Below are 15410 nucleotides of genomic sequence, written 5' to 3'. Positions count from 1 at the left end.
GCCCGGAGGGCTCCCCATGAGCTATGTGATCGACCGACGCCTCAATGGCAAGAACAAGAGCACGGTAAACCGCCAGCGTTTCCTGCGGCGTTACCGTGACCACATCAAAAAGGCTGTAGAAGAAGCTGTCAGCCGCCGCTCCATTACCGACATGGAGCATGGCGAGCAAATCAGCATTCCTGGCCGGGACATCGACGAGCCTGTGCTTCACCATGGGCGCGGCGGCAAACAGACTGTCGTGCACCCCGGCAACAAGGAATTCACCACTGGCGAACACATCCAGCGCCCACAAGGCGGTGGTGGCGGCAAGGGGCCGGGCAAGGCCGGCAACTCCGGCGAAGGCATGGATGAATTCGTGTTCCAGATCACTCAGGAAGAGTTCCTCGAATTCATGTTCGAAGACCTCGAACTGCCTAACCTGGTCAAGCGCAACCTGACCGGCACCGACACGTTCAAGACCGTGCGCGCGGGCATCAGCAACGAGGGCAACCCTTCACGCATCAACATCATCCGCACCTTGCGTTCAGCCCACGCGCGACGCATCGCCCTCTCGGGCAGCAGCCGCGCAAAGCTAAAGGCGGCCAAGGAAGAACTGGCACGATTGAAGCGTGAAGAACCAGACAACTTCGGCGATATCCAGGAAATCGAGGCAGAAATCGAGAAACTCAGTGCACGTATTCATCGCGTGCCGTTCCTCGACACCTTTGACTTGAAATACAACCTGCTGGTGAAGCAGCCCAACCCCAGCTCCAAGGCCGTGATGTTCTGCCTGATGGACGTCTCCGGCTCCATGACCCAGGCCACCAAGGACATCGCCAAGCGCTTCTTTATCCTGCTGTACCTGTTTCTGAAACGGAACTACGACAAGATCGACGTCGTGTTTATTCGCCATCACACCAGCGCACGGGAAGTGGACGAAGAAGAGTTTTTTTATTCGCGGGAAACCGGCGGCACCATCGTATCCAGCGCGTTGAAGCTGATGCAGGAAATCATGGCCGAGCGCTACCCTGCCAACGAATGGAACATCTACGCCGCCCAGGCCTCGGACGGCGACAACTGGAACGACGACTCGCCGATCTGCCGCGACATTTTGATCAATCAGATCATGCCGTTTGTGCAGTACTACACCTATGTTGAAATCACCCCCCGTGAGCATCAGGCCCTGTGGTTCGAATACGAGCGCATTGGCGAAGCCTTTGCCGACACGTTCGCCCAACAGCAACTGGTCTCGGCCGGCGATATTTATCCGGTCTTCCGTGAACTCTTCCAGCGCAGGTTAGTGACATGACCGCCAAAAAAGAGAACAAGCGCCAACCCATCTCCACTGGCTCCGAGTGGACCTTTGAATTGATCCAGGCCTATGACCGGGAAATCAGCCGTATTGCAGCGGGTTATGCTCTGGATACTTACCCCAACCAGATTGAAGTGATCACCGCTGAGCAAATGATGGATGCCTATGCCTCTGTGGGCATGCCGTTGGGTTATCACCATTGGTCCTATGGCAAACATTTTCTCAGCACAGAGAAGTCCTATACGCGAGGCCAGATGGGCCTGGCCTACGAGATCGTGATCAACTCCGACCCGTGCATTGCCTATCTGATGGAAGAAAACACCATCTGCATGCAGGCGTTGGTGGTGGCTCATGCCTGCTATGGACATAACAGTTTCTTCAAAGGCAATTACCTGTTTCGAACCTGGACCGACGCCAGCTCAATCATCGATTACCTGGTATTCGCCAAGCAGTACATCATGCAGTGTGAAGAACGCCACGGCATCGATGCGGTGGAAGACCTGCTGGACTCTTGCCATGCACTGATGAATTACGGAGTCGACCGCTACAAGCGCCCGTATCCGATTTCAGCCGAGGAAGAGCGCCTGCGCCAGAAGGAGCGAGAGGAGCACCTGCAGAAACAAATCAACGATTTGTGGCGCACCATTCCCAAGCGCGCCGGCAAAAACAACGACAAGGACAATGCACGCTTCCCCGCCGAACCTCAGGAAAACATCCTGTATTTTCTGGAAAAACACGCCCCGTTGCTGGAGCCGTGGCAGCGGGAGATTGTGCGCATCGTGCGCAAGATCGCTCAGTATTTTTATCCACAGCGTCAAACACAGGTGATGAACGAAGGCTGGGCAACATTCTGGCACTACACGCTGATGAACGACCTGTACGACGAGGGCCTGGTTACCGACGGCTTTATGATGGAGTTCCTCACGTCCCACACCAGCGTAGTTTTTCAACCTGGCTTCGACAGCCCGTATTACAACGGCATCAATCCCTATGCACTGGGTTTTGCCATGTACCGCGATATCCGCCGCATGTGCGAACACCCCACCGAGGAGGATCGTCGCTGGTTCCCGGAAATCGCCGGCAGCGACTGGTTATCGACCATCAAGTTCGCCATGAGCAGCTTCAAGGACGAGAGTTTCATCCTGCAGTACCTATCACCCCAGGTGATTCGTGACCTCAAGTTGTTCAGCATTCTGGATGACGACCTGAAAGATGACCTGGTGGTGCCGGCTATCCACGATGAACCCGGCTACCGCATCATTCGCGAAACCCTGGCCGCTCAGTACAACCTGGGCAACCGTGAGCCCAACGTGCAGATCTACAGCATCGATGTACGCGGCGACCGTTCACTTACCTTGCGTCATCAACAACACGATCGTAAGCCCTTGGGCGACTCCACCGAGGAAGTGCTCAAGCACCTGCACCGACTCTGGGGTTTTGACATTCACCTGGAGACCCTGCAAGGCGATCAGGTGATGAAAACCCATCACGTGCCACCGCGCAGCGATCATAACGATAACGACTATGGCCGCCTGGACATGGCCGTCGTTCATCTCTGAAACAGCAAAGCCTCCATTGGTCAGGCACAGGCGTTATCCTGTGCCGCTAATGGAGGCTTTTTCATGAAAATCTACAAAGTCGGCGGCGCGGTGCGTGATCGCCTGCTGGGCATCAAGGTCACCGATGTCGACCGCGTCGTCGTGGGCGCAACCACCGAAGAGATGCTCGCCAAAGGTTATAAACCCGTAGGGGCTGATTTCCCGGTATTTCTCGACCCGAAAAACGGCGATGAGTACGCCCTTGCCCGCACCGAACGCAAGAGTGGCCGAGGCTACGGTGGCTTTGTGTTTCACGCGAGCCCCGATGTGACGTTGGAGGAGGACCTGATCCGTCGCGACCTGACCATCAACGCCATGGCAGAAGACGATGACGGCACTCTGACCGACCCTTATCAGGGCCAACGCGATCTGGAAGCGCGCATTTTGCGGCATGTTTCCCCCGCGTTCGCCGAAGATCCACTGCGGGTACTGCGCGTCGCCCGTTTTGCCGCACGTTACGCATATCTGGGTTTCACAGTCGCACCCGAGACGCTGGAATTGATGCGCCAACTAAGTGATTCCGGTGAACTGGAGGCTCTTACCCCCGAGCGCAGTTGGAAAGAAATCTCCCGCGCGCTGATGGAGGATCAGCCACAGGTTTTCATCCAGGTGCTGCGCGACTGCGGCGCACTGAAAACATTAATGCCGGAAGTGGACGCCCTGTTCGGCGTGCCGCAACCCGAGGCCCATCACCCGGAAATAGATACTGGCGTACACACCTTGAGCGTGCTGGAACAAGCTGCATTGCACAAACAGCCGCTCACCGTGCGCTGGGCCTGCCTGCTGCACGACCTGGGCAAGGGCCTGACGCCTGTGGATAAGTTGCCCCAGCATATTGCCCATGAACACCGAGGCTTGAAGCTGATCAAGGCGGTGAACGAACGTTTCAAGGTACCGAAGGATTGCCAGGAACTGGCCTTGCTGGTGGGCCAATACCACACCCATGGGCATCGAGCACTGGAGCTGAAAGCCTCGACCCTGCTGGACTTGTTGCAAAGCTTCGACGTGTACCGCCGGCCGCAACGCTTCGAAGAATTTGTGGTGGCCTGCGAAATGGATGCGCGGGGCCGCAAAGGCCTTGAGCAGCGCAGTTATCCACAGGCGGATTATTTGCGCGGCGCGGCAAAGGCTGCACGCGAAGTACCGGTCGCGCCACTGCTGGAGAAAGGCTTCAAAGGCCCCGAACTGGGAGAGGCGCTAAAGCACGAACGACTCAAGACGCTCAAAGCCTACAAGGAACAGCAAAAGCCCTTGTAGGAGCGAGCTTGCTCGCGAAGAACCTCAACGATGACGCAGCGCCCTCAGGTTTTTCGCGAGCAAGCTCGACTCCTACAAAAGAGCTTGTGGCGTGAGTGGCTGACCCTGCCACTCGAAAGCCACAGGTGCCAATACCTGATCAATTTGCGCGTCTCGCCACAACTCGGCCATTGTCTTACCCGCCTCCGGATGCATACGGTCCGGCGCCATCATCGACAGCGGCCACAACACAAAAGCATTTTTCAGGATTTCTGCCCGTGGCAAGATCAACCCATCAAAATTGCCTACCAAGTCGCCATACAACAGCACATCGATATCCAGCGGCAACCCCTTGCGATCAGGCGCATACCGGCCATTATCGGCCTCGATGAGCTTGAGCCGACGGTCCAGCTCCATCAACGGCAGGTCGGTATAGGCCGACACCACCAGGTTGAAAAACGGCCCGCTCTTGATACCCACCGGCTGGCTCTCGAACACCGCCGAACAGCGCATCTGCGTCAGAAACCCTGCGAGCGCATCCAGGCCGGCGCATAGACGGCTCTCGCGCTCGATGTTGCTGCCAAGTCCGAGGTAAACCTGAGTCAACGACATCCGCGCTCGATCTCCACGCCCACGCCCTTGGCAGCGGGCACCGCGCCTGGCTTGGTCAACTTGAGGTGCAGCCAGGGAATCTGGAATTCGCTCATCAGCACTTCGGCCAGGCGCTCGGCAAAGGTTTCCACCAGCTGATACCGGGACTGCTCGGCAAACGCCTGGATACGCGTAGATACACTGGCGTAGTCCAGCGCCAACGTCAGGTCATCACCTGCGGCGGCCGGGCGATTGTCCCAAGCGAAGCTCAGGTCCAGGCGCAGGCATTGACGGATGCCGCGCTCCCAGTCGTAGGCCCCGATCACGGTGTCTACTTCCAGGCCTTCGATAAACACTCTGTCCAAGCACTCTTCTCCGCAGCACGACAAGGGCGCGATGCCCCGTTAGAATCAGGGCTTCCTCGCCCGGAATAGTTAGCATGTTTTGGTTACTGGCGATTCTCGCCTACCTGCTCGGCTCGCTGTCCTTCGCCATTTTGCTCAGCCGCCTGACGGGAAATCCCGACCCGCGAATGAGTGGATCAGGCAATGCCGGCGCCACCAATATGTTGCGCCTGGCCGGCAAGAAACTTGCCGTCCTGACCCTGCTGGGCGACGTTTGCAAGGGCCTGCTGCCCGTGCTATTCGCCAGCCTCGCAGGCCTTACCCTGCAACAGCAGGCCTGGGTAGGCATATGCGCCGTCCTCGGCCACCTGTTCCCATTGTACTTCCGCTTTCGTGGTGGCAAGGGTGTCGCCACCGCGGCCGGGATGCTTTTGGGCATCTACCCACCGGCTGCATTGCTGGCCATGCTCGCCTGGCTGCTGACGTTTTACCTGACCCGTACCAGCTCGCTGGCCGCGCTGATTGCCACGCCGCTTACCCTGCCGCTGTTGGCCTGGCAGGCACCCCAGGCGTTACTGCCAATGAGCGTGCTGACACTGCTGATCGTGTGGCGCCACCGCGGCAATCTACGCGACCTGTTTGCCGGGCGCGAACGGCATTTTTAAATACGCCGCACGAAACCGGTTCACACAAGCCCTACAGCGGCGGCAACTGCTCCATCGGCCAGCGAGCCTGCACGCTGATCGCCAGGCTTTCATGCTGCCCGGCCTGCAAGCGCTGGCAGCCGGCGTAGGCAATCATCGCGCCGTTGTCAGTGCAGAATTCCGGACGGGCGTAGAACACATGGCCTTGCATGTCGCCGAGCATCTTTTCGAGCGAACTGCGCAATGCCTTATTGGCGCTGACGCCGCCTGCAATCACCAGCCGCTTCATACCTGCCTGCTTGAGGGCGCGCTTGCACTTGATGGTCAAAGTCTCCACCACGGCCTGCTGGAACGCCAGTGCGATGTCGCAACGGGCTTGCTGACTGTCGTCCCCGGCGCTGACGCTCTGTTGCCAGGTATTGAGCGCGGACGTTTTCAAACCGCTGAAACTGAACATCAGCCCCGGACGATCACACATCGGACGCGGGAAAACGTAGCGCCCGGCCACGCCTTTCTCGGCCAGACGGGCGATTTCCGGCCCACCAGGATAGTTAAGCCCCATCATCTTCGCGGTTTTGTCGAACGCTTCACCGGCGGCATCATCCAGGGACTCGCCCAACAGCGTGTATTGGCCGATCCCATCGACCTGAACCAGCTGCGTATGACCACCCGACACCAACAAAGCGACGAACGGGAACTCGGGTGGTGTTTTTTCCAGCATCGGCGCCAGTAAATGGCCTTCCATGTGGTGCACACCGAGGGCGGGAATACCCCAGGCAAAGGCCAGCGCCTGAGCGCAAGAGGCCCCAACCAGAAGGGCTCCAACCAATCCGGGGCCTGCCGTGTAGGCGATGGCGTCGATCTCGGTCGGCACACAGCCAGCCTCGTCCAGCACCTGGCGAATCAACGGCAGCATGCGTTTGACGTGATCACGGCTGGCCAGCTCCGGAACCACGCCGCCATAGGCGCGGTGCAGGTCGATCTGACTGAACAGTGCATCGGCCAAAAGCCCGCGTTCACTGTCGTATAGTGCGACTCCGGTTTCGTCGCAGGAGGTTTCAAGTCCCAGTACTAGCATGGGTTTGCGCCTTGTAGAGGCTGAATTCGAAGGCGCGCATAATAGTCGCCACTCCCCCTCCCGACTAGCGGTTTTCGATCAGAGGCTTTGCATTCCGGGCAATGAGGGGTTAACATCCGCAACCCTTAAAAACCGACGACCTCAGCCGCGAATTTTTTGCGACGAGAACGTTGATTCCCGGTAATGAAAGAAGGTAGCTCTGGATGCCAGCCGTCAAAGTAAAAGAGAACGAACCCTTCGACGTAGCTCTGCGTCGTTTCAAGCGCTCCTGCGAAAAAGCCGGTGTTCTGGCTGAAGTTCGTAGCCGCGAATTTTATGAGAAGCCAACTTCTGAGCGTAAGCGTAAAGCAGCAGCCGCTGTTAAGCGTCACGCCAAGAAAGTTCAGCGCGAACAGCGCCGCGCCGTTCGTCTGTACTAATACACAGACGTTCGTAGCAAGCTTCTGCCAAGCCCGGCCCTCAGCCGGGCTGTTGGCATTTGCGGATATCGCTTGATGCTTCACCGTCGACGCCGCACATGCGACCGAGACACTGCTTCACACGTCAGGGCTGGCTCTTTTGCCAGCGGTGCACGTCTCTTCTGACGAGCCTAACAAGGCTACTGACGAGCACACCTATTCTTCAAGCAGACGATCAACTGTATCGGCTGTGCTCATCGATGCGTTTCCGAGGCCCACCGTTGGCCAAGACCGGACGCCCGGGCAACATTTCCATGCCGAACACTGATCAGAAACTACCCTCAGTGAATATTCGGCAGATACACTTCCTGATGACCCATGCAGACGATGATGATCAAGCACTCCCCACGTGCGCTTGAACACTTCACGGGCCCTCATTTACACGCAGTGATGACGAGAACGCCATGGCCGGGCTGATTCCCCAGAGCTTTATTGACGACCTTCTGAACCGCACCGACATCGTCGATGTTGTCAGCTCACGCGTACAGCTGAAAAAAGCCGGCAAAAACTACACCGCCTGCTGCCCGTTCCATAAAGAGAAAACTCCGTCATTCAGCGTCAGCCCCGACAAGCAGTTCTATTACTGCTTCGGTTGCGGCGCTGGCGGCAACGCCCTCGGCTTCCTGATGGACCACGACAACCTGGACTTCCCCCAGGCCGTCGAGGATCTGGCAAAAGCCGCGGGCATGGAAATCCCCCGGGAAGAAAGTGGTCGCCCGCACAAACCCCGGCAACCCACCGACTCGCCGCTGTATCCGCTGCTGACTGCGGCCGCCGACTTCTATCGCCAGGCGCTTAAAAGCCATCCGCAGCGCAAGGCCGCCGTCGACTATCTCAAGGGCCGCGGCCTTACCGGTGAAATCGCCCGCGACTTTGGCCTCGGCTTCGCCCCGCCCGGCTGGGACAACCTGTACAAACACCTGAGCAGCGATACTCTGCAGCAAAAAGCCATGATCGATGCCGGCCTGTTGATAGAGAACGCCGAGACCGGCAAGCGCTATGACCGCTTCCGCGACCGCGTGATGTTTCCGATCCGCGACAGCCGCGGCCGTATCATCGCCTTTGGTGGTCGCGTACTCGGGGACGACAAGCCCAAGTACCTGAACTCCCCGGAAACCCCGGTATTCCACAAGGGCCAGGAACTCTACGGCCTGTTCGAAGCGCGCAAGAACAACCGCAACCTCGACGAAATCATCGTGGTTGAAGGCTATATGGACGTGATCGCCCTGGCCCAGCAAGGTCTGCGCAACGCTGTGGCAACCCTGGGCACCGCCACCAGCGAAGAGCATTTGAAGCGTCTGTTCCGCGTCGTGCCCAGCGTGCTGTTCTGCTTTGACGGCGACCAGGCCGGCCGCAACGCCGCCTGGCGTGCGCTTGAGGCCACACTGTCAAGCCTGCAGGACGGGCGCCGCGCACGTTTCCTGTTCCTGCCTGAAGGCGAAGACCCGGACACCCTGGTCCGCTCGGAAGGCACCGACGCGTTCCGTGCACGCATCAATCAACATGCGCAGCCGCTGGCGGATTATTTCTTCCAGCAATTGACCGAAGAAGCCGACCCGCGCTCGCTCGAAGGCAAGGCCCATATGGCCACCCTCGCAGCGCCCTTGATCGACAAGGTACCAGGCGCCAATTTACGCACCCTGATGCGCCAGCGCCTGCTGGAAATTACCGGATTGAGTGGCGAAGCCGTGAGCCAGCTGGTGCATAGCGCACCGCAAGATGCGCCGCCAGCCTACGACCCAGGCATGGATTACGACGCCATGCCGGACTATGCCGACTTTCACCAGCCCCAGGAGGCCTTCGCGCCCCAGCAAGAGTGGACGCCGAAAAAGCCCGGGGCCGGCGGCAAGAAGTGGGACAAGAAACCCTGGAGCAAAAACGGCAAACGCGGTGATCGCGATGAAGCCTATGCCCCACGCACACCCGTAGCCGTCGAAGCCCCGACGCTTATTGCGCTGCGTACGCTGATTCATCACCCACAACTGGCCGGCAAGGTTGAAAGCGCCGACCACTTTGCCAACGAAAGCAACACCTACGCCCAGGTGCTGATTGCCCTGATCGAGGCGGTGCAGAAAAATCCCAAGCTAAACTCAATCCAGCTGATGGCTCGCTGGCATGGCACCGAACAAGGCCGCTTATTGAAAGCGCTGGCAGAAAAGGAGTGGCTAATTGACGGCGACAACCTTGAACAACAGTTTTTAGACACCATTAATAGATTATCTGCGGGTCAGCACACTCAGACCCTCGATGAGCTCATTAAGAGAGCAAGGCAGCCGGGATTGTCGGCTGAAGAGCAGATTCAGATAGCAAAACAGATGCGCGACCTCTTAAAACAGAATGTTTACGCATCAAACCCGACCTCAGCTGGCGTGTGAGGTCATAGCTCGGGTATAATCCTCGGCTTGTTTTTTGCCCGCCAAGACCTTCAGTGGATAGGGTGTTATGTCCGGAAAAGCGCAACAGCAGTCTCGTATCAAAGAGTTGATCACACTTGGTCGTGAGCAGGGTTACCTGACTTACGCGGAGGTCAACGACCACCTGCCTGAGGATATTTCAGATCCGGAGCAGGTGGAAGACATCATCCGCATGATTAACGACATGGGGATCAACGTATTCGAAGTCGCGCCAGATAAGGATTCCCTTATGCTGGCCGATGCTGATACCGACGAGGCCGCCGCTGAGGAAGCTGCTGCCGCGCTGGCTGCAGTAGAGACCGATATCGGCCGCACGACGGACCCGGTGCGCATGTATATGCGCGAAATGGGTACTGTTGAGTTGCTGACACGCGAAGGCGAAATCGAAATCGCCAAGCGTATCGAAGAGGGCATCCGTGAAGTGATGGGCGCAATTGCGCACTTCCCTGGCACGGTTGACCACATTCTCTCCGAGTACACCCGCGTCACCACCGAAGGTGGTCGCCTGTCCGACGTCCTGAGCGGTTATATCGACCCGGACGACGGCATTGCGCCGCCTGCCGCCGAAGTACCGCCGCCTGTCGACGCCAAAGCCGCGAAAGCGGATGACGACGCCGAAGATGACGACGCCGAAGCCAGCAGCGACGACGAAGATGAAGTCGAAAGCGGCCCGGACCCAATCGTCGCGGCCCAGCGTTTCGGTGCGGTTTCCGATCAAATGGAAATCACCCGCAAGGCCTTGAAGAAGCATGGTCGCTCCAACAAGCAGGCAATTGCCGAGCTGGTGGCGCTGGCCGAGCTGTTCATGCCGATCAAGCTGGTGCCCAAGCAATTCGAAGGCCTGGTTGAGCGCGTTCGTAGCGCCCTTGAGCGCCTGCGTGCACAAGAGCGTGCGATCATGCAGCTGTGCGTGCGTGATGCCCGTATGCCGCGTACCGACTTCCTGCGCCAGTTCCCGGGCAACGAAGTTGACGAAAGCTGGACCGACGCACTGGCCAAGGGCAAGGCGAAATACGCCGAAGCCATCGGCCGTCTGCAGCCCGATATCATTCGCTGCCAGCAGAAGCTGACTGCGCTTGAAACCGAAACCGGTCTGACGATTGCAGAAATCAAGGACATCAACCGTCGTATGTCGATCGGTGAGGCCAAGGCCCGCCGCGCGAAGAAAGAGATGGTTGAAGCGAACTTGCGTCTGGTGATCTCGATCGCCAAGAAGTACACCAACCGTGGCCTGCAGTTCCTGGACCTGATCCAGGAAGGCAACATCGGCTTGATGAAAGCGGTAGACAAGTTCGAATACCGTCGCGGCTACAAGTTCTCGACTTATGCCACCTGGTGGATCCGTCAGGCGATCACTCGCTCGATCGCCGACCAGGCCCGCACCATCCGTATTCCGGTGCACATGATCGAGACCATCAACAAGCTCAACCGTATTTCCCGGCAGATGTTGCAGGAAATGGGTCGCGAACCGACCCCGGAAGAGCTGGGCGAACGCATGGAAATGCCTGAGGATAAAATCCGCAAGGTATTGAAGATCGCTAAAGAGCCGATCTCCATGGAAACGCCGATTGGTGATGACGAAGACTCCCATCTGGGTGACTTCATCGAAGACTCGACCATGCAGTCGCCAATCGATGTCGCCACTGTTGAGAGCCTGAAGGAAGCGACTCGCGATGTACTGTCCGGCCTCACTGCCCGTGAAGCCAAGGTACTGCGCATGCGTTTCGGCATCGACATGAATACCGATCACACCCTTGAGGAAGTCGGTAAGCAGTTTGACGTGACCCGCGAGCGGATCCGTCAGATCGAAGCCAAGGCGCTGCGCAAGTTGCGCCACCCGACGCGAAGCGAGCATCTGCGCTCCTTCCTCGACGAGTGATACCAGAACCCCCGGCCCAGGCCGGGGGTTTTGTTTTGTACAGATTAAATCCCCCGCAACACCCCTCCCCCGAAATGCCCGTCTACACTCGAACTATTCCCCGTGCCATAACGAGACCGTTATGCCCAGATTGCCGACTGTGTTGCTACTGTCGCTGCTGACCTGGACCGCAACGGCTGGCGCGTTGACTCTCACGGAGGATGAGCGTAGCTGGTTGGCGGACCATCAGGAGCTTCGCCTTGGGGTGGACGCGTCCTGGCCACCCTTCGAATACAGAGACGAAAATGGCCGTTACCAGGGCCTGGCTGCCGATTATGTACGCCTGATCCAGGACCGACTGGGTGTCAGGATCAAGCTGATAGAACCGGAAAACTGGACCGCTGTCCTTGAACAGGCCCGGAGCAACCAGCTCGACTTGCTACCCGGCATCATGTCCACTCCGGAACGCCAAAGCTTCCTGGCCTTTACACGCCCCTACCTCGACTTCCCGATCGTCATTCTCGCCCATGAAGGCGGCGCGAAACCCCGCAATCTAAAGGATTTGTACGGGCTGAAAATTGCCGTGGTGGAAAACTATGCGCCCCATGAATTGCTGCGCACCCACCATCCGGACCTGAATCTCGTGGCGATGCCCAACGTCAGTTCGACGCTGCAAGCCCTGGCCACCGATGAAGTGGATGCGGTCGTTGGCGACCTGGCGTCCAGCGTCTGGAGCCTGCGCCAACTGAAACTCGATGGTTTGTACGTCAGCGGCGAAACGCCCTATCGCTACCAACTGGCAATGGGCGTCCCTCAGGAACAGAAAATGCTGGTGGGCATCCTGGATAAAGTCCTCGCTGACCTCAGCTCATCCGAAACCGATGCGATCCAGCAACATTGGGTCGGCAGCTTCACCGACCACCGCACCTTCTGGGTCGACCTGCTGAAGTACGGCCTGCCCGCCGTATTGTTGCTCAGCACCGTGCTGGCCGTGGTCATTCGGATCAATCGCCAGCTCAGCTCCGAAATCTCCCGCAGGGTCGCCCTTGAACAAGAACTGCGTAGCAGCGAATACCACTATCGCGGCCTGGTAGAAAGCCTGTCTGCCATTGCCTGGGAAGCGAGCATCAGCGACTTCACCTACAGCTATGTGTCACCCCATGCCGAAGACTTGCTCGGCTATCCGCGCGCCCACTGGCTGATTCCGGGCTTCTGGCGCAACATCATTCACCCCGCCGACCTCACGCGCACCGAAGCGTATTGCTACCGGGAAACCCGTGCCAACCGCGATCACAGCGTCGATTACCGGGTCATCACCGCAGACGGCCGTTGCCTGTGGGTACGCGACATTGTCAGCCTGATCGAACACGGCCATGAGCCAGTGCTGCGCGGCCTGATGATCGATATCAGCGAAGCCAAGCGCACCGAGGAAGCCCTGCAACTGTCCGAGCAGAAATTTGCTTCGGTGTTCCAGCAATGCCCCGACATCCTGGTGATTGCCAGGCTATCCGATGGCTGCCTGTTGGAGGTCAACAAGGCATTCGAGGACCAGATTGGCCTGAGCTTTGATGAGGTCGTGGGCAAAACCGCCCCGGACCTGAACATATGGGGCATTCAGGGCGTCGGCCCGGATTTGCTGCAACGGGCACAGACCACCAGTATCCGCAACCTGGAAATGTCCTTCCTGCGCAGCAATGGCCAGGCGTTTACGGGGCTGATCTCAGCCGAGCCTTTCCAACTCGACACCACCGAAGCCCTGGTGGTGGTGGTGCGAGATATCACTCAGCTCAAGGAAACCCAACAGCAACTGCAAACCTCCGAAGAGAAGTTCGCCAAGGCGTTCCATGCTTCCCCCGACGGCTTGCTGCTGAGTCGCCAAAGGGATGGCCTATTGATTGAGGTGAACGAAGGTTTCAGCCATCTGACCGGCTTCACCAGCGCCTCTTCGCTCGACCAATCAGCCATGGACCTGGGTATCTGGGTCGACCTCAACGAACGCAAGCAGATGCTGGAATTGATGAAGCGCGACGGCTTCGTACGTGACTTCATCTGCCACATCCGTCGCGCCGACGGCCAGATTCGCCTCTGCGAAGTCTCCAGCCGCCCCCTGCCCATCGGTGACGAAGACTGCATGTTGACCATCGCCCGAGACATCACCGAACGCCAGCAGATGCAGGAAAAACTACAACAGGCCGCCACGGTATTCGAAAGCACCGCTGAAGGCGTCCTGATCACCGACACACGGCAGAACATCAGCGCGGTCAATCGCGCCTTCAGCGAGATCACCGGCTACAGCGAAGCCGAAGCCCTCGGCCATACCCCGCGCTTGCTCGCTTCGGGGCTGCATGACAGCGCATTCTACGCGGCGATGTGGCACCAATTGACGGCCCATGGGCACTGGCAGGGGGAGATTTCCAACCGTCGCAAGAACGGCGAGGTGTACCCAAGCTGGCTGACCATCAGCGCCGTGCGTAACCACGAACAATTGATCACGCACTTCGTTGCCGTGTTTGCCGACATCTCCAGCCTCAAACTGGCCCAGGCGCGCCTGGACTATCAGGCCCACCACGACCCGCTGACTGGCCTGCCCAACCGCACGCTGTTTGAAAATCGACTGCAGGCTGCCCTAAACGGCCAGCAGGAAAGCGGCAGGCAAGGCGCAGTGTTGTTTCTTGACCTGGATCGCTTCAAACACATCAACGACAGCCTCGGGCACCCGGTCGGTGACCTGCTGCTCAAAGACATCGCCGTGCGCCTCAAGCAGCAACTGCGCGACGTCGACACCGTTGCCCGCCTGGGCGGGGATGAATTCATCATCTTGCTGCCCGGCTTGCAGCAGCCCGGCGATGCCCAGCATCTGGCGAACAAATTGCTCGACTGCTTTACCCCCCCGTTCCAGGCCGGTGAACACGAGTTTTTTATCAGCGCCAGTATCGGCACCAGCCTCTATCCACAGGACGGCACCGACGTCGCCACCCTGGTCAAGAACGCCGACGCTGCGATGTACCGCTCCAAGGCAAAGGGCCGCAACCGTGTCGAAAGCTATACCCGTGACCTGACGGCCCAAGCCAATGAACGCGTGGCGCTGGAACACGAGCTGCGCCGCGCCATCGAACGTGAAGAACTGAGCCTCTATTACCAACCCAAGCGCAGCCTGTTGACCCAGGAGCTGATCGGCGCCGAAGCCCTGATCCGTTGGCATCACCCGACCTTGGGCGACGTGCCGCCCGAGCACTTCATCGCTCTGGCCGAAGAGAACGGCACGATCCTGCAGATTGGCGACTGGGTGCTGGAACAAGCCTGCCGCCAGTTGCACGCCTGGCAAGAAGCTTTCGACGATTTCGGCCCACTGTCGGTCAACCTTGCAGGCGCGCAACTGCGTCACCCCAACCTGCTGTCACGCATCGAGCAACTGCTGCGCGACTACCGCCTTGAACCGGGCTGCCTGCAACTGGAGATTACCGAAAATTTCATCATGAGCCAGGCCGAAGAAGCCCTGGGCGTTCTGCATCAACTCAAACGCCTGGGCGTGCAACTGGCGATCGATGATTTCGGCACCGGCTACTCGTCCCTCAGCTACCTCAAGCGCCTGCCCCTGGACTTCCTCAAGATCGACCAATCCTTCGTTAGGGGCCTGCCCGATGACCCCCACGACGTCGCCATCGTGCGCGCCATCATCGCCCTGGGCCACAGCATGCAATTCACCATCATCGCCGAAGGCGTGGAGACCCCAGCGCAGCAAACATTCCTCGCCGCCGAAGGCTGTGAACAGATGCAAGGCTACATCGTCAGCCTGCCCCTGCCACCGGAGCTTTTTGCCGCGAGCTTCCTTCGTACGAAGCTGGAGGATTTTTCGGATGGCACAGTGAACAAACCATCGTTATAATCCGCGACCTAC

11 protein-coding genes are annotated in these 15410 nt (G+C 58.7%); 8 read left to right on the top strand and 3 right to left on the bottom strand.

The window, feature by feature from the left end:
- Positions 1-16: 16 nt before the first annotated feature.
- The 3 genes from TX23_RS11465 (at position 17) to TX23_RS11455 (ending at position 4146) form a co-directional block, all read left to right on the top strand.
- The gene (locus TX23_RS11465; protein WP_032879178.1) at positions 17-1288 is read left to right on the top strand and encodes a YeaH/YhbH family protein; all 1272 of its coding nucleotides are present in this window, start codon (positions 17-19) and stop codon (positions 1286-1288) included.
- Positions 1285-2850: a SpoVR family protein gene (locus TX23_RS11460; protein ID WP_057702252.1), complete on the top strand. Its 1566-nt coding sequence runs from the start codon at positions 1285-1287 to the stop codon at positions 2848-2850. The genes TX23_RS11465 and TX23_RS11460 overlap by 4 nt, the downstream gene beginning before the upstream one ends.
- A 63-nt stretch (positions 2851-2913) precedes the next feature.
- Positions 2914-4146 carry a multifunctional CCA addition/repair protein gene (locus tag TX23_RS11455; protein ID WP_057702251.1) on the top strand — a complete coding sequence of 411 codons (1233 nt, stop codon included), beginning with the start codon at positions 2914-2916 and terminating at the stop codon, positions 4144-4146.
- A 72-nt stretch (positions 4147-4218) separates the two neighbouring features.
- Here TX23_RS11455 and folK read toward each other — a convergent pair whose 3' ends face one another.
- Positions 4219-4737 (bottom strand): 2-amino-4-hydroxy-6-hydroxymethyldihydropteridine diphosphokinase, encoded by a 519-nt coding sequence (gene folK, locus TX23_RS11450; RefSeq protein WP_057702250.1) that lies wholly within the window; start codon positions 4735-4737, stop codon positions 4219-4221.
- Positions 4728-5081 carry a dihydroneopterin aldolase gene (folB, locus tag TX23_RS11445; RefSeq protein ID WP_057702249.1) on the bottom strand — a complete coding sequence of 118 codons (354 nt, stop codon included), beginning with the start codon at positions 5079-5081 and terminating at the stop codon, positions 4728-4730. Before folB ends, folK begins: the two co-directional genes overlap by 10 nt.
- A 74-nt stretch (positions 5082-5155) precedes the next feature.
- Here folB and plsY point away from each other — a divergent pair, with 74 nt between their 5' ends.
- Positions 5156-5725 (top strand): glycerol-3-phosphate 1-O-acyltransferase PlsY, encoded by a 570-nt coding sequence (gene plsY, locus TX23_RS11440; RefSeq protein WP_057702248.1) that lies wholly within the window; start codon positions 5156-5158, stop codon positions 5723-5725.
- Between the two features lie 31 nt (positions 5726-5756).
- On the opposite strand, the gene tsaD is transcribed toward plsY, so the two are convergent.
- Positions 5757-6782, bottom strand: coding sequence for a tRNA (adenosine(37)-N6)-threonylcarbamoyltransferase complex transferase subunit TsaD (gene tsaD, locus TX23_RS11435; protein WP_057702247.1), 1026 nt, complete (start codon positions 6780-6782; stop codon positions 5757-5759).
- Between the two features lie 203 nt (positions 6783-6985).
- Here tsaD and rpsU point away from each other — a divergent pair, with 203 nt between their 5' ends.
- From rpsU to TX23_RS11415, 4 genes are all read left to right on the top strand, one after another.
- Positions 6986-7201: a 30S ribosomal protein S21 gene (gene rpsU / locus TX23_RS27095; RefSeq protein WP_002551877.1), complete on the top strand. Its 216-nt coding sequence runs from the start codon at positions 6986-6988 to the stop codon at positions 7199-7201.
- A gap of 443 nt (positions 7202-7644) precedes the next feature.
- Positions 7645-9615, top strand: a complete 1971-nt coding sequence (gene dnaG, locus TX23_RS11425) for a DNA primase (RefSeq protein ID WP_005792066.1) — start codon at positions 7645-7647, stop codon at positions 9613-9615.
- A 67-nt stretch (positions 9616-9682) separates the two neighbouring features.
- The gene (rpoD, locus tag TX23_RS11420) at positions 9683-11533 is read left to right on the top strand and encodes an RNA polymerase sigma factor RpoD (RefSeq protein WP_005792068.1); all 1851 of its coding nucleotides are present in this window, start codon (positions 9683-9685) and stop codon (positions 11531-11533) included.
- A 121-nt stretch (positions 11534-11654) separates the two neighbouring features.
- Complete coding sequence (locus tag TX23_RS11415; protein ID WP_057702246.1) at positions 11655-15398, top strand: bifunctional diguanylate cyclase/phosphodiesterase; 3744 nt, start codon at positions 11655-11657, stop codon at positions 15396-15398.
- Positions 15399-15410: the final 12 nt, after the last annotated feature.

It is taken from the genome of Pseudomonas paralactis (genome assembly GCF_001439735.1).
Taxonomy (GTDB): domain Bacteria; phylum Pseudomonadota; class Gammaproteobacteria; order Pseudomonadales; family Pseudomonadaceae; genus Aquipseudomonas; species Aquipseudomonas paralactis.
Note: the sequence above shows the minus strand (reverse complement) of the source record. Positions and strands in the feature narration are given on the sequence as shown.